The 20,822-nt window shown below is 66.2% G+C and carries 17 protein-coding genes; 14 read left to right on the forward strand and 3 right to left on the reverse strand.

What is annotated here, in order from left to right:
* Positions 1 to 126 precede the first annotated feature (126 nt).
* Entirely contained in the window at positions 127 to 1,929 is a 1,803-nt protein-coding gene (locus AC1DXS_RS03205) for a sigma 54-interacting transcriptional regulator (RefSeq protein WP_477736132.1), read from the reverse strand.
* A 270-nt stretch (positions 1,930 to 2,199) separates the two neighbouring features.
* On the opposite strand from AC1DXS_RS03205, the gene AC1DXS_RS03210 reads away from it, so the two are divergent.
* The 8 genes from AC1DXS_RS03210 to AC1DXS_RS03245 all read left to right on the forward strand — a co-directional run bounded on the left by AC1DXS_RS03210 (position 2,200) and on the right by AC1DXS_RS03245 (position 13,436).
* On the forward strand, positions 2,200 to 3,654 hold the full coding sequence (locus tag AC1DXS_RS03210) for a benzaldehyde dehydrogenase (protein WP_477736133.1): 1,455 nt from the start codon (positions 2,200 to 2,202) through the stop codon (positions 3,652 to 3,654).
* Positions 3,655 to 3,733: 79 nt separating this feature from the next.
* Complete coding sequence (locus AC1DXS_RS03215; protein ID WP_477736155.1) at positions 3,734 to 4,501, forward strand: coniferyl-alcohol dehydrogenase; 768 nt, start codon at positions 3,734 to 3,736, stop codon at positions 4,499 to 4,501.
* 83 nt (positions 4,502 to 4,584) lie between these two features.
* Positions 4,585 to 6,264: a DUF1302 domain-containing protein gene (locus AC1DXS_RS03220; RefSeq protein WP_477736134.1), complete on the forward strand. Its 1,680-nt coding sequence runs from the start codon at positions 4,585 to 4,587 to the stop codon at positions 6,262 to 6,264.
* Between the two features lie 23 nt (positions 6,265 to 6,287).
* On the forward strand, positions 6,288 to 7,646 hold the full coding sequence (locus AC1DXS_RS03225; protein ID WP_477736135.1) for a DUF1329 domain-containing protein: 1,359 nt from the start codon (positions 6,288 to 6,290) through the stop codon (positions 7,644 to 7,646).
* Entirely contained in the window at positions 7,646 to 8,704 is a 1,059-nt protein-coding gene (locus AC1DXS_RS03230) for a WD40/YVTN/BNR-like repeat-containing protein (RefSeq protein ID WP_477736136.1), read from the forward strand. Before AC1DXS_RS03225 ends, AC1DXS_RS03230 begins: the two co-directional genes overlap by 1 nt.
* A gap of 23 nt (positions 8,705 to 8,727) precedes the next feature.
* A complete protein-coding gene (locus AC1DXS_RS03235; RefSeq protein ID WP_477736137.1) occupies positions 8,728 to 11,166 on the forward strand; it encodes an efflux RND transporter permease subunit in 2,439 nt (812 codons plus the stop codon).
* A complete protein-coding gene (locus tag AC1DXS_RS03240) occupies positions 11,163 to 12,284 on the forward strand; it encodes an ABC transporter substrate-binding protein (protein ID WP_477736138.1) in 1,122 nt (373 codons plus the stop codon). The genes AC1DXS_RS03235 and AC1DXS_RS03240 overlap by 4 nt, the downstream gene beginning before the upstream one ends.
* Before the next feature lie 192 nt (positions 12,285 to 12,476).
* Entirely contained in the window at positions 12,477 to 13,436 is a 960-nt protein-coding gene (locus AC1DXS_RS03245; protein ID WP_477736139.1) for an alpha/beta hydrolase, read from the forward strand.
* Between the two features lie 12 nt (positions 13,437 to 13,448).
* Here the strand turns inward: AC1DXS_RS03245 and AC1DXS_RS03250 are convergent, their stop codons facing one another.
* Positions 13,449 to 15,461 (reverse strand): acetoacetate--CoA ligase, encoded by a 2,013-nt coding sequence (locus AC1DXS_RS03250; protein ID WP_477736140.1) that lies wholly within the window; start codon positions 15,459 to 15,461, stop codon positions 13,449 to 13,451.
* 77 nt (positions 15,462 to 15,538) lie between these two features.
* On the opposite strand from AC1DXS_RS03250, the gene AC1DXS_RS03255 reads away from it, so the two are divergent.
* From AC1DXS_RS03255 to AC1DXS_RS03265, 3 genes are read left to right on the forward strand one after another with little or no spacing between them, the layout of a single operon-like run.
* Positions 15,539 to 16,237, forward strand: a complete 699-nt coding sequence (locus AC1DXS_RS03255) for a hypothetical protein (protein ID WP_477736141.1) — start codon at positions 15,539 to 15,541, stop codon at positions 16,235 to 16,237.
* A gap of 9 nt (positions 16,238 to 16,246) precedes the next feature.
* Positions 16,247 to 17,137: a hypothetical protein gene (locus AC1DXS_RS03260; protein ID WP_477736142.1), complete on the forward strand. Its 891-nt coding sequence runs from the start codon at positions 16,247 to 16,249 to the stop codon at positions 17,135 to 17,137.
* A 39-nt stretch (positions 17,138 to 17,176) separates the two neighbouring features.
* Positions 17,177 to 17,620, forward strand: a complete 444-nt coding sequence (locus AC1DXS_RS03265; protein ID WP_477736143.1) for a ribonuclease HI family protein — start codon at positions 17,177 to 17,179, stop codon at positions 17,618 to 17,620.
* Positions 17,621 to 17,642: 22 nt separating this feature from the next.
* Here AC1DXS_RS03265 and AC1DXS_RS03270 read toward each other — a convergent pair whose 3' ends face one another.
* The gene (locus tag AC1DXS_RS03270) at positions 17,643 to 18,419 is read right to left on the reverse strand and encodes a hypothetical protein (RefSeq protein WP_477736144.1); all 777 of its coding nucleotides are present in this window, start codon (positions 18,417 to 18,419) and stop codon (positions 17,643 to 17,645) included.
* 205 nt (positions 18,420 to 18,624) lie between these two features.
* Between AC1DXS_RS03270 and AC1DXS_RS03275 the strand changes: the two genes are divergently transcribed.
* From AC1DXS_RS03275 to AC1DXS_RS03285, 3 genes are all read left to right on the forward strand, one after another.
* Complete coding sequence (locus tag AC1DXS_RS03275; protein ID WP_477736145.1) at positions 18,625 to 19,017, forward strand: RidA family protein; 393 nt, start codon at positions 18,625 to 18,627, stop codon at positions 19,015 to 19,017.
* Positions 19,018 to 19,096: 79 nt separating this feature from the next.
* A complete protein-coding gene (locus AC1DXS_RS03280) occupies positions 19,097 to 19,717 on the forward strand; it encodes a TetR/AcrR family transcriptional regulator (protein WP_477736146.1) in 621 nt (206 codons plus the stop codon).
* Positions 19,718 to 19,956: 239 nt separating this feature from the next.
* The coding region (locus AC1DXS_RS03285; protein WP_477736147.1) for an alpha/beta hydrolase at positions 19,957 to 20,822 on the forward strand (866 nt) is incomplete at its 3' end.

The raw sequence follows: 20,822 nt of genomic DNA on the forward strand, positions 1-20,822 counted from the left end.
CATTGTGGTGGCCTCGTTTGTCCTTTGAACCTTTTGAAATCTACAGTAAGCCGCCGCGCATCTGGGGTTCGAATCCTCGGTTTTTGAGACACCTTCAATAGGCACCGCGCCCAGCGACCCTATGACTCAAATCAGGCGGTGTTTTCTGGCCCGGTAGGCCAGCTTCGCCCGTGTGGTGTTGAGCCGCCGCGCCGCCGCCGAAAGATTCCCCTGGCAGGCGGAGATCGCGCGATCCAGCGTGTCGCGTTCGGTTTGCTCCAGCGATTGCGGCGAAACGGCGGCGCCCGCAAAAACAGGATTGGCGCAGGCCGGCGCGCCCTCGAAGTTCAGGGTGCCCGAGCTGCCCTGCATCCGCAAGGTCATGACCTCGGCGCTCAAGGTCTCGCCGCCTGTGAACAGGTGGTGCACGTCGATCAAGCCGTCGGCATCGGCCATGATCACGGCGCGCTCGATGAGGTTTTGCAGTTCGCGGATGTTGCCCGGAAAGTCATAGTTCAGCAGCGTGCGCACCGAGGCCTGCGTGAAGCCGCCGGTGTTGCAGCCGTGCTTGCGCCGGTAATGATTGAGGAAATGGCTCATCAGCAGCGGAATATCGTCGCGCCGCTCGCGCAGCGGCGGCAGGTGGATGGGAAACACATTGAGCCGGAAAAACAGGTCTTCGCGAAACCGGCCTTCGCGCACGGCCTGGCGCAAGTCCTCATTGGTGGCGGCCACCACACGCACGTCGACCGCGATGCCTCGCGTGCCGCCCACGCGCTCGACCTCGCCTTCCTGCAGGGCGCGCAGCAGCTTGCCTTGCGCCACAAAACTCAGCATGCCGATTTCGTCCAGGAACAGGGTGCCGCCGCTGGCGCGCTCAAAGCGGCCAGGCCGCGAATGGCTGGCCCCGGTGTAGGCGCCGCGCTCCACGCCGAACAGTTCGGACTCGATCAGCGTTTCCGGGATGGCCGCGCAGTTCACGGCGATAAAGGGCTGGTCCTTGCGCGGGCTGATTCGGTGCAGCATGCTGGCGAATTTTTCCTTGCCCACGCCGGACTCTCCCGTGAACAGCACGGTGGCGGTGGTGCGTGCCACGCGGCTCAGCTGATGGCAGGCCGCGTTGAAGGCCGATGAGGCCCCCACCATCGCGTCGCCGGCCGGCGCTTCGCTGGGCGCAAGGTCGGCCGGGCCCGCTTCGCTGCGCGCATAAGCCGCGGTGTCGACAAACTCCCTCGCGTTCAGGTAGCGCATGTCCTCTTCGATGTTGTCCCATTTGTCGGCGGACTTGCCGACCACGCGGCACTGCGCCTGGCCCATGGAGCGGCACATGGTTTCGCGGAACACGATCAGGCGGCCGAACAGTGTGCTGACATAACCCGTGGCGTAACCCACCTGCATCCAGCAGGCCGGGGAGCCGCCTATGCCGTAGGCGGCGATGTGCTCGTCGTCCTCGCTGGAGTTGTGCCAGATGAACTCGCCCTCATAGCCGCTGGTGTCGGGATCGTAGGTCACGCTGACCAGCTCCACCTTCACCACGCCCTCCAACGCATGCAGGCGCGTGCCGGCCATGGCGGCGGCCGGCGGGTCGGCATCGGGCCAGTGCTTGCGCACCAGCTGGGCATCGCGCGCGCCGCTGACATAACCGGCGCGGGTGAACAGGCCGCGCGCCTTCTCGATGCCCAGGCTGTCGACCATCTCTCGGCGCATGGAACCCAGCGCCTCGGTATGCAGCAGCACCATGCGCTGGTCCTGCAGCCAGATGCGCCCGTCGCCCGGCGAGAAGAACAGGCATTCGCTGATGTCGGCGATCGTCGGATGCGTGTCGCCGCCTATGTGGGTGCTGGCAAAACCGCCCAGGGCCTTGGCCACCGATGCGCTGTCGAAGCTGCCCAGCGCGACGCCGGTGGCCCGGGCCACTTCGGCCAGCGAAATGCGATCAGAGACACCCATGGCAGTTTCCTTGGATTGATCAAATGGTGAAAAAGTAGTTTTACTTTATAACTATTTGATCAAATCAATCTCAGGGCTTTCCATGTGCTGCGCCGCAGCAATCGAACCTAGGGTATGTCCCGGTTTTCCCAATGAGAAACCGCCCGGCTCCGCGCCTCAAGCAGGCCCCGGCATGCCGCGCTGGTACATGCATTGCGATACAGCAGCCACAACGCGCCGATGTGGCGAGCTGATCAAGCAACCGATCCAACAACCGTAAGGACAAAGCAAATGGGTGTATCCGACGCGAAGGCATTTCTGGATTTTTCCGCGGCGGCGCGCGCGCCGCTGGGCGGCGGAAAGCGTGACGTGGTCGAGCCCGCGACCGGCAAGGTGATGTGTACCGTGGGCATCGCCAATGCGGCGGACGTCGCTGCGGCCACGCGGGCGGCGGCGAATGCGCAAAAGCCCTGGGCCGCCCTGCCTCCGCGCGAGAAGGCCGAGGTCTTTCGCCGCGCCGGCGCGCTGTTCCAGCAGCACTTCGACGAGCTCGCGCTGTATGCGACACGCGAAACCGGCGGCATCCTGCCCAAGGGCCAGCATGAGATTCGCGAAGCCATCACGATTTGCCACCTGGCCGCGGCCATGCCGCTGCAGCCCCAGGGCCATGTGCTGCCCAGCGTGCCGGGGCGTACCAGCATTGCCCGGCGCATGCCGCACGGCGTGGTGGGCGTGATCTCGCCGTTCAACTTTCCGCTGATCCTGACGCTGCGCGCCGTGGCGCCGGCGCTGGCCGCGGGCAATGCGGTGGTGATCAAGCCCGACACCCGCACGCCGGTGACCGGCGGCCTGATGATCGCGCGCATTTTTGCGGAGGCCGGCCTGCCCAAGGACTTGCTGCATGTGCTGCCCGGCGATGCCGAGGCCGGCGAGGCTTTGGTGACCGACCCGCTGGTGCCCATGATCGCCTTCACCGGCTCGCCCGCGGTGGGCCGGCGCATAGGCGAGCTCGCGGGCAAGCACCTCAAGAAGGTGTCGCTGGAGCTGGGCGGCGCGAACTCGCTGGTCATCCTGGACGATGCCGACCTGGACATCGCCGCGAGCAACGCGGCCTGGGCCGCCTACCTGCACCAGGGCCAGATCTGCATGGCGGCCAACCGCATCCTGGTGCACGAAAGCATCGCAGCCCCCTTCCTGCAGCGCCTGGTCGCCAAGGCCACGCACCTGCCGGTCGGCGACGGCGCCACCGGCCTGGTCGCGCTCGGACCGCTGATCGACGCGCGCCAGCGCGACCGCGTGYATGCCATCGTGCAGGACAGCATCAAGGCCGGCGCGAAACTCGAAGCCGGCGGCACCCACGACGGCCTGTTCTACAAGCCGACGGTGCTGTCCGGCGTCAGGCCCGGCATGCGCGTGTTCGACGAGGAGACCTTTGGCCCGGTGGCCAACATCGTCACCTTCCGCAGCGACGAGGAAGCGGTGGCGCTGGCCAACAACAACACCGGCAGCCTGGCCTGCGCGGTGATTTCGCGCTCAGTGGGCCGCGCCATGGCGGTGGGGCAGCAGCTCCGGGCCGGCATGGTCCACATCAACGACCAGACCGTCAACGACGACTGCGTCAACCCCTTCGGCGGCCCCGGCATCGCGGGCAACGGCACCAGCGTGGGCGGCCCGGCCGACTGGGAGGAATACACGCAGTGGCAGTGGATGACCGTCAAGGACACCGCGCCCATGTTCCCGTTCTGAACCGGACCTTCAGCCCACGACTTCACCACTTCAAGGAGAGCGACATGAATCCCCACACCCCGGAGGCCTTATGAGCCTGATGAGCCTGCAAGGCAAAACCATCGTCATCACCGGCACCTCGTCGGGCATAGGCGCCGAAACCGCCAGGCTGGCGCGCTTGCAGGGCGCGCGTGTCATTGGCATGGACCGCAACGACCCCAGCCTGACGCTGGACGGTTTTATCAAGGCCGACCTCGGCACGGCGCAAGCCATAGACGCCGCCGTGGCCCAGCTGCCGGCCCAGGTCGATGCGCTGTGCAACATCGCCGGCGTGCCGGGCACGGCGGACGGCGAGCTGGTGGCCCGCGTGAACTACCTGGGCCTGAGGCACCTGACGGAAAAAGTGCTGGCCCGCATGCCGCGCGGCGGCAGCATCGTCAACGTGGCCTCCATCCTGGGCGCCGAATGGCCGCAGCGCCTGGACCTGCACAAGGAACTCGCGGCGGCCAAGGGCTTTGAAGCCGGCGCCGCCTGGCTGCGCGCCCACCCGGTGCCGCAGGCGACCTGCTACCAGTATTTCAAGGAGGCGCTGATCGTCTGGAACGCCGTGCAGTCGCAGGAATGGTTCCTGGGCAAGGGCGTGCGCATGAACTGCGTGGCGCCCGGCCCGGTGTTCACACCCATCCTGGGCGACTTCGTGGCCATGCTGGGCCAGGAACGCGTGCAGGCCGATGCCCACCGCATGCTGCGCCCCGGCTTTGCCGACGAGATCGCGCCGGTGGTCGCCTGGCTGTGCGGCGATGCCGCGCGCTGGGTCAGCGGCGCCAACATCCCCGTCGACGGCGGACTGGCCTCTACCTACATCTGACACCGATACGCCCGCAGGCAATCGACCGCCACCACACCCACGACACCACGACAACCAACACACATAACGAGGAGACAAAAATCATGACGAAGCGATTCACCCCCTTCAGGCTCAGCACGCTGGCCCTGACCTGCGGCCTGGCCTGCGCGCTGCCGGCCCATGCCTTCGAGCTGGACTCAAGCGACCCCGACACCAAGATCCGGCTGGACTTCACGCCCAAGTACAGCCTGGCCTGGCGGCTCAAAGACCCGTCCGCCACGCTCACCTCACCGGCGGCTCGCGGCGACGGCGGCGTGACCAATGAGAACGACGGCGACCTCAACTTCAAGAAGGGCCTGATCTCCAACCGCGCCGACCTGCTGACCGAGTTCGACTACAGCCGCAGCAACTGGGGCCTGCGCATCAGCCATTCGGCCTGGTACGACTCGCAGTACCTGCGCGCCAATGCCAACGACGGCACGGCCGGCGTCAGCAACTTCGCCGGCCAGCCCGTCAACCAGTTCGTGCCCGCGACCCGGGACCAACACGGCCGCGGCGACGAATTCCTCGACGCCTTTGTCTGGGGCAAGGGCTCCATCGGCAGCATGCCGGCCTCGATACGCGTGGGCAAACACGCGCTGCAGTACGGCGAGAGCGTGTTCTTCGGCCAGAACGGCATCGCCAACGCGCAGGGCCCGGTGGACATCGCCAAAATCGTCTCGGTGCCGAACTGGCAGTTCAAGGAAGTACTGCTGCCGGTGGAACAAATTTCGGGCACGCTGCAGGTGGCCGAAGGCCTGACGCTGGGCGGCTACTACCAGCTCAAGTGGCGGCCCAGCAAGATCCCCGGCGTCGGCAGCTATTTCTCCAACCAGGACTACATCGGCGGCGGCCGCGTCTACCTGGGCGGGCCGGTGCTGCCCACCGACACCAGCCGTGACCAGAAGCCGGGCGACAGCGGCCAGTTCGGCGCGCAGCTGCGCTGGGCACCGGCCGGCAGCAACTATGAGTTCGGCCTGTACGCAGCACGCTACAACGACAAGACCCCGGCCGTGCCGGTGTTCGACCTGATCAACGGCAATGTGCACAACGTCTATGCCAAGGGCATCAAGACCATAGGCGCCAGCGTCACCTCCTCGATAGGCCAGCTCAACTGGGCGCTCGAAGGCTCGCTGCGCAGCAATGCGCCGCTGGCCAGCGACCCGGCCGTGCTGGGCGGTGCGCCCTTCATGCCGCCGGCCAACTGCGACGGCTCGCCCGCCAACCCCTGCTATGCCACCGGCCGGACGGCGCACATCAACCTCTCGGGCATTTATGTGCTCAACAAGTCCAGCCTGTGGGACGGCGGCGCCCTGGTGGCGGAGCTGGCCTGGAACCGGCTGCTGAGCGTGAGCAAAAACCCCAGCGCCGTCGGCTTCGGCGGGCTGGACCCGAATGCCACGCGCGACGCCGCGGCCTTCCGCATGATTTTTGAGCCGCAGTACTTCCAGGTGCTGCCCGGCCTGGACCTGTCCATTCCGCTGGGCCTGGGCTACAACTTCGGTGGCCGTTCGTCTGCCGTCATCAACTTCGCCGGCGGCGCCAGCAAGGCGGGCGACGTGAGCATAGGCATCAAGGGCAAATACCAGAACGTCTGGAACTTCGCGCTGAACTACACGGCCTTCTTCGGCAAGGAAAACACCTTGACCGTGACCGACCCGAGCACCCCCACTCGCATGCTGTCTTACGGCCAAAGCCTGAAAGACCGCAACTACGTTTCCTTCACCGCTTCCCGTACTTTCTAAAAACCATTCCAGAGACAAACATCATGAAGCAGACCGCAAAACACTCCTTGCTCATGGCAGCCCTGCTGGCCGGCGCCATGTCCGCCCAGGCCGCCGTCACCGCCGAAGAAGCCGCCAAACTCAAATCCACCCTGACCCCCATGGGCGCCGAAAAAGCCGGCAACAAGGACGGCAGCATCCCGCCCTGGGAAGGGGGCCTCACCAAGGCCACGCCAGGCTACAAGAACGGCGATGCGCGGCCCGACCTCTACCCCAGCGAAAAACCCCTCCTGTCGATCAACGCCAAAAACATGGCGCAGCATGCCGACAAGCTGACCGACGGCGTGCAGGCGCTGATGAAGAAGTACCCCGACTTCCGCATCGACGTCTACCCCACGCATCGCACGGCGGCGGCGCCGCAGTCGGTGTACGACAACACCTTCAAGAACGCCACCCGGGCCAAGACCATAGAAGGCGGCTACGGCATGGAAGGCGCTTTCGGCGGCACGCCCTTCCCCATCCCCAAGGACGGCTATGAAGCCATGTGGAACCAGCGCACGGCCTGGCGCGGCGGCAACTTCGCCATGCCCATGCGCGTGTGGGTGGTGACCTCCGACGGCAAGCGCACCATGGCCTCGGGCGGCACGCAAACCATACGCCAGGCCTTTTACGACAAGGACGGCAGCGCCGAGAAGTTCGACGGCTACTACCAGTACGGCAAGCTGGTGGTCAACGCGCCGGGCTCCAAGGCGGGCGAGGCCATCCTGGCGCTCGACGGCGTGTCGGAAGCCGCGCCGCGCGGCCTGTGGCAGTACCTGGTGGGCCAGCGCCGCGTGCGCAAGGCGCCTTCGGTGGCCTACGACACGCCCGACTCGGTGACCTCGGGCATAGGCCTGTTCGATGAGGCCTTCACCTTGTTCGGCCCCATCGACAAACACGAGCTCAAGCTGGTGGGCAAGAAGGAGATTTACATACCCTACAACAACAACCGCGCCGCCTCCGCGAAGATCGAGGACCTGGTGACGCCCAACACGCTGAACCCCGCGCAGGTGCGCTGGGAGCTGCACCGCGTCTGGGAAGTCGAGGCCACGCTGGCGGCCGGCAAGCGCCACGTGGTGCCCAAGCGCAAGTACTACATCGACGAGGACTCCTGGCAGATCGCGCTGTTCGACGGCTGGGACGCCAAGGGCCAGCTCTGGCGCACCAACTACGCGCTGATGCTGACCGCGCCGGACATCCCGGCCGTGAGCAACGTCGTGCTGTGGGGCGGCTATGACATGCAGACCGGCGCCTACTACCTGAACATGGCCTCAAACGAACTACCCAAGCAGTACGAGGTGCAGCCGCCGATTCCGCGCTCCTTCTTCAGCGCCGAATCCCTCTCCAGCGAAGGCGCGCGCTGATGGCCGGAGTCACGCGCCGGCAGGCCGCCCTGGCGGGCCTGCTGGGCGGCGCGGCGATGCTTCCCGCATGGGCGGCCAGCGTGCCGGCCGTGCTGTCGCAGGCCGCGCTGATCACCCCCAAGGCACTGGGCGCGGCCACGCTGGCCGTGGCGCGGGCCGGTGACCGGCTGGTGGCCGTCGGCGAGCGCGGCACGGTGCTGCTGTCGGACGACCACGGCGCGAGCTGGCGGCAGGCGCAAGTGCCGGTGCAGGCCAGCCTGACGGCCGTGTGTTTTGCCGATGCGCGCACCGGCTGGGCCGCCGGCCACCTGGGCGTCATCCTGCGCAGCGACGACGCCGGCGCCAGCTGGCACAAACAACTCGACGGCGTGCAGGCGGCGGAACTCGTGAAGCAGGCCGCCCAGCGCACGGGCGATGCCGCCGCCGTGGCGCAGGCCCAGCRCCTGGTCGAAGAAGGCGCGGACAAACCGTTTTTTGATCTGGAATTCATCGACGCCCAGCGCGGTTTTGCAGTGGGCGCCTACAACCTGATGTTCGCCACCACGGACGGCGGCAAGAGCTGGACGGCGCTGGGGCCGCGGCTGCCGAATCCGAAAAGCCTGCACCTCTACGGCGTGCGCGCGCGCGGCCGCACGCTGGTGGTTGCCGGCGAGCAGGGCCTGCTGCTGCGCTCCACCGACGCCGGCGCGAGCTTCAGCGCGCTGGCCTCGCCCTACAAGGGCAGTTTTTTCGGCCTGCTGCAGACACGCGGCGGCGCCCTGGTGGCCTACGGCCTGCGTGGCACGGCCTGGCGCTCCAGCGATGAAGGCCTGCACTGGGACAAGCTGGACACCGGTGTGCCGATGGCCGTCGGCGCCGGCACGGCTTTGCCGAACGGCGGCTTTGTGCTGCTGGGCCAGGCCGGCGATGCCTTGCTGGGCGGTGCGGACGGACCGGCGCTGCGGCGCATCCCGGCGCGCGAGCCCGTGCCGGTTTCCGGCGTCGCGCTGGCGGCCGATGGCGCCCTGGTACTCGCGAGCCTGCGCGGCATGCGGCGCGTGGAACTGCCCGCCCACTGAAAAAAGACAGCCACCTCAAAGCCATGCACGCCGATTCCTCCTCCGCTTCCTCTCCTGATCTCCAGCCCGTCATCGGGCGGCTGGAGGATTTCGACACGCGCTCGGGCACCCTGCTCGAGCGCGTCTTTTTCAATCACCGGCCCTGGGTCATGGCCGTCTGCGTGCTGCTTACCTTGCTGCTGGGCTGGCAGGCCACCAAGCTGCGGCTTAACGCGAGCTTTGAAAAAACCATTCCCACGGGCCACCCCTACATCGTCAACTACCTGGCCCACAAGGCCGACCTGGGCGGGCAGGCCAATGCGCTGCGGCTGGTGGTGGAAGCGCGCCAGGGCACCATCTTCGACAAGGCCTACCTCGACGCGCTGCAGAAGATCAATGACGAGATCTTTTTGCTGCCCGGCGTGGACCGGCCTTTCATGAAATCGCTGTGGACCTCCAACACCCGCTGGGTGGCGGTGACAGAGGAAGGTCTGGACGGCGGGCCGGTGATCCCCGATGCCTATGACGGCTCGCCCGCGAGCCTGGCCGGGCTGCGCGCCAACGTCGAGCGCTCGGGCGAGATCGGCCAGCTGGTGGCCGGCGACTTCAAATCCAGCATCGTGTTTGTTCCGCTGCTGGACCGCAACCCCGAGACCGGCCAGGCGCTGGACTACGGCGAGCTGTCGCGCCAGATTGAAGCCCTGCGCGCCAAGTACGGCAGCGACACGCTGCAGATCCGCGTGACCGGTTTCGCCAAGGTGGTGGGCGACCTGATCGAAGGCCTGCACCAGGTGCTGCTGTTTTTCCTGCTGGCGCTGGCCATCACCACGGTGGTGCTCTACGGCTACACCCGCTGCAAGCGCAGCACGGCGCTGGTGGTGGCCTGTTCGCTGGTGGCGGTGGTCTGGCAATTCGGCCTGCTGGCCTTGCTGGGCTACGAGCTGGACCCTTATTCGGTGCTGGTGCCCTTCCTGGTGTTCGCCATCGGCATGAGCCACGGCGCGCAGAAGATGAACGGCATCATGCAGGACATAGGCCGCGGCACGCACCGCGTGGTGGCCGCGCGCTACACCTTCCGGCGCCTCTTCGTCGCGGGCCTGACCGCGCTGCTCTGCGATGCCGTGGGCTTCGCGGTGCTGGTCATCATCCAGATCAAGGTCATCCAGGACCTGGCGCTGATCGCCAGCATAGGCGTGGCGGTGCTGATCTTCAGCAACCTGGTGTTGCTTCCCATCCTGCTGTCTTATGTGGGTGTGGCGCCCGCGGCGGCCGCGCGCAGTTTGCGCCAGGAAACGGAACAGCAGGGGCGGCAAGGGCAGCGTTCGTGGCTATGGGCCTTGCTGGACCACTTCACGCAGAAGCGCTGGGCTACGGCGGCAGTAGTCGTTGCGGCCCTGATGGCCGCGGGAGGCTACGCCATCAGCCTGCATTTGAAAATCGGCGACCTGGACCCGGGCGCTTCCGAGCTGCGGCCCACCTCGCGCTACAACCAGGACAACGCCTACCAGATCGCCCACTACGCGGCCAGCGCCGACATCCTGACGGTGATGGTGACCACGCCTGCCGACAAATGCACGGCCTACGAAACCCTGGCCAAGGTGGACGCTCTGGCCTGGCGGCTTGAACAACTGCCCGGCGTGGAATCCACCAACTCCATGGCGGCGCTCTCCAAGCTGGCCATGGTGGGCTACAACGAGGGCAACTTCAAATGGTTTGAGCTGCTGCCCAATGAAGGCGCTCTGGGCGGCGTGCAGACGCGCGCGCCACGCGAGCTCTTCAACCAGAGCTGCTCTTTCCTGGCCCTCTATGTTTACCTCAAGGACCACAAGGCCGAAACACTGGCCGGCGTAGTGGACAGCGTGGAACGCTTCGCGGCCATCAACAACACACCCGAGGTCAGCTTCAAGCTCGCGGCGGGCAGCGCCGGCATTGCGGCCGCCACCAACATCGTGGTGGGCAAGGCCATGCGCGAAATGCTGCTGTGGGTGTATGCGGCCGTGGTGATCCTGTGCTGGATCACCTTCCGCTCCTGGCGCGCGGTGGTGGTGGCGGTGCTGCCGCTGGTGCTGACCTCCATCCTGTGCGAGGCGCTGATGGTGGGCCTGGGCATGGGGGTGAAGGTCGCCACCTTGCCGGTCATCGCGCTGGGCGTGGGCATAGGCGTGGACTATGCGCTCTATGTGCTCAGCATCACGCTGGCCCGCATGCGTGAAGGCGCCAGCCTGTCCGACGCCTACCACCATGCGCTGCAGTTCACCGGCCGCGTCGTGCTGCTGACCGGCATCACACTGGCCTTGGCCGTGGGCACCTGGGCGTTTTCGCCGATCAAATTCCAGGCTGACATGGGCATCTTGCTGGCCTTTATGTTTGTGTGGAACATGGTCGGGGCGCTGGTGCTGCTGCCGGCGCTCGCGCATTTCCTGCTGCGCCCGGCCATGCCGGCCGCGTTGCACATGCCGGCCGGCAAGCGCGCACTGGTATGACCGGATCCATCACTATGCGCGGCTTTCTTGCCGCAGCGATGTTCTGCTGTGCGGCGGCAAGTCATGCCGCGCCCGAACCCATCGTCATCGGGCAATCGCTGCCGCTGACCGGCCCGGGCTTTCCGGTCGCGAATCGCGTGCTGGCCGGCGCCCGCGCGCATGTGGAACGCGTCAACGCGTCGGGCGGCATCCTCGGGCGCCCGGTGGAGCTTGTGACGCTGGACGACGGCGGCGACCCTGGGCGCGTGGCGGCCAACCTGCGCACCCTGGTGCGCAAGCACAATGCGCAGCTCATCGCCAACTGCCTCGGTGAGCGCGCCTGCGGGGAAGCGGCCCAGGCCACGCGCGAGCTGCGCGTGCCGCTGGTCGGCCCGATGTCGGGCGCGGCGGCGCTGCGCGCACCCGACGTTCGCCATGTCTTCAGCCTGCGGCCCGACGATGCGCGGGAAGCCGAGGCACTGGCGCGCCAGCTGGGCTCCATCGGCGTTTCCAAAGTGGCGGTGCTGGCCGATGACTCGGAGCCGGCGCGCACCGCGGCGCTGGTGGCCGCCTTGCAGCGCAGCGGCCAGCAGGTCAGCCGCGTCACGGCCGATGCGCGGCTTGAGTCGATTGAAAGAGCCTTCCAGGACGCGGCAAAAACAGCGCCGCAAGCCCTGATCATGAACCTGGGCAACGAGGTGCTCGACGCACTGGGCCGCCTTCCGGCTTCGGCCTATGACAGCGTGCCGTCCACCGTCGCCACCTTGTCGACCTCGGGGCTCACACAGCTCACGCGCCTCTTTCGCAACCGGCTGGTGGGCTACACCAGCGTGGTGCCGAACCCGGAAGTCGCGCGCCTGCCCATCGTGCGCGAACTCGAGCGCGACGCCGACGCTTATATAGGCCCCGAAGCCCTGACCTTCGAGGGCCTGGAGTCCTACCTGAACCTGCGTGTCTGCACCGAGGCCTTGCGCCGCGCCGGCCCGCGCGCCGACGGCCAGCGCCTGGGCGAAGCGATAGAAGGCCTGGGCGCGCTGGACCTGGGCGGCTTCAAGCTGTCGTTCAGCCGCGAGCGGCACCAGGCCTCGGACCACGTCGAGATCGGCATGCGTGCGCGCGACGGAAGACTCTTGCGATGACACTCTCCCCCCCGAAGCGCCTGCGGCGCCCCGTACCGCCGCCAGAGGCGACGGCTCTTCCGAGCCGTCCAAGCCTGCGCGGGCAGGCTTGGAGCCGCGGCTCTCAGCCCCTCAAGGGGCGCCACCAGCGGCCCGGCAAAGCCGGTTCCGCGCTGGCCCTTGCACTGGAACCATGAACTACCAAGGACTGTGATGACCACACCTGCCATCCCCACCGTACTCGAGACAGCTCCCATGGACCCCGGCCTGGCCGGCTTCCTGGCCCAGGCCGCCGCGCAAGGCAACCCGCCCATGGAAAGCCTGCCCCCCGCCATCGGCCGGCAGGTTTACCGCCAGCTCGCCGACGCATTGGGCCTGCCGGCGCCAGCCGTCGGGAAGGTAAGCGACATGAGCTTCCCCGGCCCCGGCGGCCCACTGCCCCTGCGCGTGTACAGCCCCGACACCACAGGCCCCTGGCCCGTGCTGCTGTACGCGCATGGCGGCGGTTTTGTGATCGGCGACCTGCAGACCCATGACAAGGTTTGCCGCACGCTGTGCTACCACGCCGGCATGCTGGTGGTGGCGGTGGATTACCGGCTCGCGCCCGAGCACCCCTTTCCCGCCGCACCGGACGATGTCGAGGCCGCCTTGCGCTGGGTGCTTGCGAATGCGGGCGCGCTGGGCGGTGACGCCAGCCGCATCGCCGTGGCCGGCGACAGCGCCGGTGCGCAGCTCGCGCTGGTGGCATCGCGGCGCGTGAACACCGAGGCCGTGCGCGCTTTGGGCCTGATCTACCCGGTGGCGCAACACCCCGACCAGCCCAGCGCGTCCTACCCCGAGAACGAAGGCAAATTCCTGACCATGGGCGTGATGCAATGGTTTATGGCGTGCTACCTGGGCGGAGATGCCGATGCGCAGAAGCATCCCGACTATGCCTTGCTCGATTCAGGCGGCCTGGCCGGTCTTCCCGCGACCTGGGTGGCGACCATGGGCCATGACCCGCTGCGCGACGAAGGCCACGCCCTCGCGCAGCGCATGGCCGCGGCGGGCGTGATGGTGGCGCACCGGCACTACCCGGAGGCGATTCATGCCTGCATCCATTTCACGGCGGTGTCGCCTGTCGGCTTGCGGGTGATGATGGACCTGGCGCGGTGGCTGCGCGCGCGCGTGTGAGCCCTTCCCGGCTCAACCCCGCGAGCCGGCTTCGGCGCGCTTTTGCGCAAAGGCTACATACCAATCCAGGCAAGCGGGGTTGGCCATGGCGTCCTTGTTGACGACTTTCTCGAGCGGCTGGCCCAGCAACAGCTTCTTGATCGGCAGTTCCTGCTTTTTGCCCGAGAGCGTGCGCGGAATCTCGGGCACGGCAAAAATCTCATTGGGCACAAAGCGCGGCGACAGCGCGGTCTTGACGGCCTGGTTGAGTTTGGCCTTCATGGCCTCGTTGAGTTCGTGGCCGGGGCGCAGAACGACAAAGAGCGGCATATAACTTTCGCGGCCCAGGTATTCAAGGTCGACCACCATGGAGTCCAGCACCTCGGGCAGGGCCTCGATGGCGCTGTAAAGCTCACTGGTGCCCATGCGCAGGCCGTGGCGGTTGATGGTCGCGTCGCTGCGGCCGTAGATGATGCAGCCGCCCGAGCGCGTGACCTTGAGCCAGTCGCCGTGCCGCCAGACACCGGGGTAGGTGTCGAAGTAGCTGGCCAGGTAGCGCTGATTGTCTTTGTCACCGACGAAATACAGAGGCATGGAGGGCAGGGGCTGAGTGCAAACCAGTTCACCGACTTCATCAACGACCGATTCTCCCTTGTCGTTCCAGGCCTCGACGGCGCAGCCCAGGACGCGGCATTGCATTTCGCCGGGGACGACGGGGAGCTCGCGATTGCCGCCGATAAACGCGCCGGCGAAGTCTGTGCCCCCCGAGATATTGCACCACCAGATGTTGGGGTTTCCAAGTTTCGCGAATTGCGCTGTGCCCCAGCGCTGTGTGTCTTCGCTAAGGGGCGAGCCCGTCGTTCCCAGGGTTCTGAGCCGGCTCAGGTCCCCGCATTGCGCGATGTCTATGCCGGCCTTCATGCAGTTGGCAAAAAAGGCCGCACCCGCACCGAAGAAAGTCGCACCCGTGTTCGCGACAAAACGCCACAGCGTGGTCCAGTCGGGCTTGTCCTTGTTCGTGCCAGCGGGGTTGCCGTCGTAAATACAGCAGGTGGTGCCGTTGAGCAGGCTGGCGGCCTGAACGTTCCACATGATCCAGCCCGTGGAGCTGTACCAGTGAAAGCGTTCGGGATTCGCCGGGTCCGCGTAGCTTGGCGCCAGGTCGTTGTGCAGGCGCAGCAGCGCCAGCCCCACCAGGGCCACGCCGCCGTGGCCGTGGACGATGGGCTTGGGCAGGCCCGTCGTGCCGCTGGAATAGACAATCCACAGCGGATGGTCAAAGGGCAGCCACATTGGCTCAAAGGCCTCGGTTTGTTCGTCGTCGCGCGCGATGGCCTGCACGAAGCTCGCACGGCCGGCGGACAGGCCCGAGGACGGGAGGATTTCGTGGATCAGCACATGCGTGACACTGGGCAGGGCCGCGGCCAGTTCGGCCACCGCCTCGTCGCGCGGCATGTCGCGGCCTCCGTAGTGCACGCCGTTGCAGGCGATCAACACCTTGGGCGCGATCTGGCGAAAACGGTCCAGCACGGCGGGTGTGCCCATGTCGGGCGCGCAGACACTCCAGACGGCGCCTATGCTGACCGTCGCGAGAAAGGCGACCATGGTCTCGGGCGTGTTGGGCAGGTAGGCGGCGACGCGATCGCCGGGTTGCACGCCCTGTGCTTTCAGGTGCAGGGCCAGCGAGGCCGACTGCCGGCGCATCTCGGCCCAGCCCAGTTCGCGCGCCTTCTCGCCCTTCGCGAGGCTGGCTTCACCATGGCTCAGGATGGCGGGTACACCGGCCGCTTCGGCTGCGGCCGCATGGCGAAACACCTGCCGCGCGTAATTGCCTTGTGCGCCAGGAAACCATTCAGCGCCCGGCATGCTGCGCTTGCCCAGCACGGCCGTGTGCGGCGTGGGCGACTGGACCTCGAAGTAATCCCAGATGCTTTGCCAGAAGGCATCGATGTCCGTCACCGACCAGCGCCACAGCGCTTCATAGTTGTCGAAAGACAGGCCGCGTGTGGCCTGCAGCCAGTTTTGGTACTTGCGTATCTGGAGCATGGACGCAACCTTAAACCAAGTCGGGCCGGCAGGCTGTGGCTTATATTCCCAGTGTCTGTAACTCCTGGATACGTTTCATGTCTTTTCGATCTTCAGCCTTTTTGTGGGCTGCGACCGCCCTGTTCATCTCGGGCTGCGCCACCACCAAGGTCCAGTCGCCGGTGAGTTTCGCGCCGGCCGCGCTGAAGTCAAACAACCAGCGGGTCGGGGTCGCCATGACTCCGCTGCCCAAGCCGGAAGTGCAGGTGAACGGGAACATCTGCCTGCTGTGCATCGTCACGGCCAACGCGGCCAATTCCACCTTGAACAAGCACGCGGCCACCCTGGCCCTGGAAGACCTGCCGAGCCTGAAGGACAAGGCCGCAGCCGCCTTGCGCCAGAAAGGGATCAATGCCGTCGTCATTGATGAGCCGCTGGACATCAAGACCCTGCCGGACACCAGTTCGGGCACCCGCAACGTCGCGAGCAAGGATTTCACGCCGCTCAAGCAGAAGTACGGGGTCGACAGCCTGCTGGTGCTCGAAGTTCACTCCCTGGGTTTTGTCCGGAACTATTCAGGCTACATCGCCACCACCGACCCCAGGGCGCTTGTGCGCGGCACGGGTTATATGGTCAATCTCAGCACCAACACTTATGAGTGGTACCTGCCGGTCTACGTGACAAAAAACGCCGACGGAAAATGGGATGAGCCCACGGCGTTTCCGGGCCTCACCAACGCGTATTACCAGGCGCTGGAAGTCGGCAAGGACAACTTCCTGCGACCGCTGACGAACTGAACAACACCGATGAAATCCCGGCTAGCAACCTTCCTCGGGATGGCCGCCATCGGCTTCGCGGCCTTGGGCCTGTCGCCGGTTTACGCCATGCCGGCCGATGCAGCATGGTCGCTGTGCCTGCCCAAGGAAGAGGCGGTGGCTTACCGGGGCTTGGCCGGCATGGATATGTCCGCGGGCCGGGATAACCTCACGCTGTATCCCGGACCCAATGCGGGCATATTCGCGGCGGCGATCATCACGCACGGTTTGCTGGCGGACTCTCGGATCGACCGCGCGAAGCAGGCATTGCAGGATAAGGCCGATGTGGTGCTGAGGCCTTACCGGCCGGTACTGAAAGAGTACAAGCACGCGGAGCTGATGCAGGCGGCGCTGGACAAAACGCCATGGGGCGGCACCAAGACGCTGGCCACTGCGGCACAGGCTTGCGGCACGGGCTGGGTGGTGCAAAGCCTGCCCCTGTTCTCAATGACACAGGACCAGCGCGCCCTGGTGCTGGACAACGTCGTATCGGTGTATGCCCCCGGTGAGATGACCAAGCCGCTCTCTCAGTCCATCCTGCGCGTGGTGTCCCAGCCCCGGATGGCGCCGGACATGGAGCGCTACTGGAAGGACGATGCGGGTGCGGCGCTCAAGGCTGAAAGCGCAAGCCTGCTGGCGCATTCCCTGGCGCTGGCACTGCAAGAGCCGGCCAGCCCCGCCGCCGGCGATGCGCCCGCCTTTCGCACAGTGCGCTATCGCGAGGGCGAGGCGGAGAAGATGGAGCGGGCGCAGGTCCTCAGCCAGGCCTGTGATCGCCAGGTGATCAGGACACTGCGCGGATGGTTGATGTCGGTTCCCTCACCGGCCGTGGCCGACCCGTCCGCAGTCGCCTGCGAACCGGCACTGCCGGGCTGGAAATAGGCCGCCCGGGCTTGCGGGACGCACGCCTGAAAGCGCCTCGTGAACAAGGACTCCTGGACGATTCACTGCGACGGTAGCGCCGTGCCCAACCCGGGCCGCATGGGCCTGGGCGCGGTACTCACGGCGCCTGACGGCACGCGGCATTCGCTGTCTACCCAGGCCGAGAGCCGTGGCTGCAACAACGAGGCGGAGCTGCGCGCATTGATGGCGGCGCTGCAGGAAGCCAGGCGGCATGGGGCGACCGCGCTGGTGATCCACTGCGACAACAGTGTGGTGGTTGGGCAGCTGGCGGGGACTGCCCTTGAACCCTTTGTACGCCTGGCCGCGCTGTTTGACGAGGTGCGTTCCGAGTTGCGGACTTTCGCGTCAGTGCGGCTGGTGTGGGTTCCGCGCCATCGCAACCGTGAAGCCGATGCCCTGGCCAGGGCGGCGGTGGGGCTGCGGCCCAAAGAGTCGGCCGCAGCCGCCAAAAATCGCCCTTAGCGGGCGTGGATGGCTCGCTGTGTCAGGCGGCGAGAACCACCGGCGCGGCGCCAAGGCCTTCCAGCAGGTCTGCGGCTTTCAGCTTGGCGCCCATCTTGTGCCCGTGCAATTTCAGTTCCGCCAGTATCCCGGCGATCTCTTCACTTTTGGGACGCAAGGGATTCAGGGACTTCACCAACGCAGGCACCACGTCGCGTCGCATGAAGCGTCTGCCGGACACGGCGATTTGCCAGATCACCAGGGCGATGCCAACCGCCAGCGCCAGGAGTACCGCTTCCTCGGCGTGGGCCGGAGCGACCGCGCGCGTCAGCGCGGGCACGGTGATCAGGAGGCCGATGGCGCCCAAGGCGGCAAAGCCGACCTCCTTGTCCATATGCGTCGCGGCAAAACGTTTTTCGACTTTGGGAGACAGCGCCAGGAAGGCCTCGCGCAACAGGTCTTTTCGCTGCCCGGCGGCAAGCAGCATGGGAGAAGATTTCACCTGCTCTTCCAGCGCGAGCCTGTCTGCCCACGCGTCGGCAAAACCCGGAAAAGTCTGCTTCATCAGTTCCCGCAGCGATGCCGGCTTTTTTGCCATGCTTTGGTATCTCGCGGGATCGGCCGGGTAGGACGTCTGGCAGCTCTGGCAGGTCCGGTCATACCCAACCAGTTCGCCCTCCCCGGCGGAGATGTAGTAGACATGTCCCGCCATTCCGATTCGGCGGACAAGAAACGGCTGGGCGCAACGGCAAATGGTGCAAAAGTCAGCGACATAGCCAAGCTTTTTAAAGACGGCTTTTTTTCCCCAAACAATGAACATGGCGAATTCCCTCTGATTGTTTTAAATGAATCCGATTTCAGCCCGCAACGTCTGGTGTTCGGGTCACCGCGCACAAGCCGGTTGCCAATATAAGCGCAAGCATCGGCGACTCGTGAATGACGCTTCGTCCTCGCGCGAAGCATCGCCATGCTGTTGCCGATTACAAAGGGGGAGTCCCTTGCAAACCCCCAACAGGAGCGTCACCATGGCCAGAGAGATCATTCGCGTCGAACCCCTATCCGGTTGGCTGGAGCGATGGAAAGCGCCCACCTCTGTGCTCACGCGCCATGGCGACACCGTCTACGTATCCGGCCTGCCGCCTTTTGATCCTGCCACGGGCGAAGTCATAGCCGCTCCCATTGAACGCCAGACCGAACTGGTACTGGAGCAGATGAAGCTCTGCCTGGAAACGGCGGGCTCCTCGCTGGGTCAGGTGCTTAAATGCCATGTTTATTGCACTTCGGTCGAGAAGTTCGCGGCGGTCAATGTCATTTACGCGCGGTACTTTCCCAAAGACCCGCCGGCCCGGATTTTTGTCTGCGTGCTTGCCTGGCCGGGCAACTTTGACATTGAGATCGATTGCGTGGCCGCCTGTTAAAAAAAGCGTCCAAGGGCGTCCAAGACCGGATTTCCAGGAGGGGATTGTGCTTTCGCACAATCGTGCTAATATCCGCGCCATGGACGCCAAAACCCAGAAAAGCGAAATGACTCGCGCCGCCATCATTGGCGCGGGCATAGACCTGGCCGCCGCGGAGGGCCTGGAAGCCATCACGCTGCAGGCCGTGGCCGACCGCATCGGGATTTCCAAGAGCGGCGTGTTCTCGCGCATAGGCTCGCGCGAGGCCTTGCAGAAAGCCGTGATCGAGGAGTTCGGCCGGCGCTTTATTGCCGATGTGTTTGTGCCCGCGATGCAGCAGCCCAAGGGCCTGCCGCGCCTGGACACGATCGTGCAGCGCTGGATTGTGCGCATGCGCGACGTCGAGATCCAGTCGGGCTGTATTTACACCGCCGGCGCTTTCGAGCTGGACGACCGCGAAGGCGAGCTGCGCGACACGCTGCTGGGCGAGATCACGCGTTGGCGCGCCGCCTTGCGCCGCACCGTGCTCCAGGCCGTGGAGGCCGGCCACCTGCGCGCCGACACCGACCCCGAGCAACTGGTGGCCGAGATTTACGCCCTGTCCATGGGCTTGTTGCACGATGCCCGTTTCCTGCGCGACAGCCGCGCGGCCGACCGGGCCCAGGCATCCTGGAAGCGCCTGCTGCGAAGCTACCAGACCGAAGCGAGCTCCCCACAATAAGAGACTAGAAAAAAGCGCGGAAGAAAGCGGCAACGCTATTTCCGCATGTGTCAGTAAATTCTAATTTCGCACGACTGTGCGTAGAAATGAGGAAATCATGTTGATCCTGATCATTGCCCTGGGCGTATTTTTTGGCGCGCGCGCCGTCACGGCGGCGTTGGCTTCACTGCGCGGCCTGCCGCGCAGCAACGAAGACTGGGTCTGGTACTGAAGACAGCCGCGACGAAAGGGCCCCCGCCATGACACGCACTTCCCTGCAAGCCACCACAGCCTTTTACAACGCCATCCCGCTGACGCGCATCTTCCGCTGGGGCCTGGGCGCTTCCCAGCAGCTGTGGCCGGCGCTGGCCGTGCGCGCGGCTTACCGGCTGTTCGGCACGCCGCTGCCGCCCAAGTGGATCAGCCGGCGCCGCGGCTGGAGCCCCGACTGGCACATCGAACAATGGCCGTTTGAAGATGCCAGCCTCACGCTGTACTCGCGCCCCGTCGCACCGCACGGCCCGGTGGTGCTGCTGGTGCACGGCTGGGGCGGCCATGCGGGCCAGATGCTGGCGCTGGCCGAGCGCCTGAGCGCGCAGGGCCTGCGGCCTTTCATCGTCGAGATGCCGGCGCATGGCCGCAGCGGCGGCTCGGTCAGCAACCTGCCGCAATTTGCGCGCGTGCTGGAGTACGTGACGGCGCGCTTGCAGCAGCAGGGACACACGCTGCGCGCGGTGGTGGCGCATTCGCTCGCCGCCAACGCCGGGGCTTACGCGGCCAGCCGCGGGCTGGCGGCCGGCCGCCTGGTGCTGCTGGCGCCGCCGGCCTCGCCGCTGGAATACACACGGCTGTTCGCGCATGTGTTCGGCCTGCGTGAAGCGACGCGCGCGGCCATGCAGCGGCGCATCGAGGCGCGCGAGGGCATTCTCATGCCGCAGTTCGAGCCCGCCGCGGTCGGCCCGCGCATCAGCCTGCCTACGCTGGTGGTGCATGACCGGCAGGACAGCATCAACCGCTTCGCCGACGGTGTGGCCTACACCGAAGCGATTGCCGGCGCGCGCCTGCTGGCCACCGAAGGCCTGGGGCATCGCAAGATCCTCAAGGATGAGGAAGTGCTGCGTGAGGT

This window comes from Polaromonas sp. P3_B1 (genome assembly GCF_056402935.1).

Bases quoted from the DNA above. Each gene is read 5' to 3' on its own strand.
- AC1DXS_RS03270 (WP_477736144.1), bottom strand. From the start codon at position 18,419: ATGTTCATTGTTTGGGGAAAAAAAGCCGTCTTTAAAAAGCTTGGCTAT.
- AC1DXS_RS03205 (WP_477736132.1), bottom strand. From the start codon at position 1,929: ATGGGTGTCTCTGATCGCATTTCGCTGGCCGAAGTGGCCCGGGCCACC.
- AC1DXS_RS03215 (WP_477736155.1), top strand. From the start codon at position 3,734: ATGAGCCTGCAAGGCAAAACCATCGTCATCACCGGCACCTCGTCGGGC.
- AC1DXS_RS03275 (WP_477736145.1), top strand. From the start codon at position 18,625: ATGGCCAGAGAGATCATTCGCGTCGAACCCCTATCCGGTTGGCTGGAG.
- AC1DXS_RS03250 (WP_477736140.1), bottom strand. From the start codon at position 15,461: ATGCTCCAGATACGCAAGTACCAAAACTGGCTGCAGGCCACACGCGGC.
- AC1DXS_RS03255 (WP_477736141.1), top strand. From the start codon at position 15,539: ATGTCTTTTCGATCTTCAGCCTTTTTGTGGGCTGCGACCGCCCTGTTC.
- AC1DXS_RS03240 (WP_477736138.1), top strand. From the start codon at position 11,163: ATGACCGGATCCATCACTATGCGCGGCTTTCTTGCCGCAGCGATGTTC.
- AC1DXS_RS03245 (WP_477736139.1), top strand. From the start codon at position 12,477: ATGACCACACCTGCCATCCCCACCGTACTCGAGACAGCTCCCATGGAC.
- AC1DXS_RS03225 (WP_477736135.1), top strand. From the start codon at position 6,288: ATGAAGCAGACCGCAAAACACTCCTTGCTCATGGCAGCCCTGCTGGCC.
- AC1DXS_RS03280 (WP_477736146.1), top strand. From the start codon at position 19,097: ATGGACGCCAAAACCCAGAAAAGCGAAATGACTCGCGCCGCCATCATT.
- AC1DXS_RS03235 (WP_477736137.1), top strand. From the start codon at position 8,728: ATGCACGCCGATTCCTCCTCCGCTTCCTCTCCTGATCTCCAGCCCGTC.
- AC1DXS_RS03220 (WP_477736134.1), top strand. From the start codon at position 4,585: ATGACGAAGCGATTCACCCCCTTCAGGCTCAGCACGCTGGCCCTGACC.
- AC1DXS_RS03260 (WP_477736142.1), top strand. From the start codon at position 16,247: ATGAAATCCCGGCTAGCAACCTTCCTCGGGATGGCCGCCATCGGCTTC.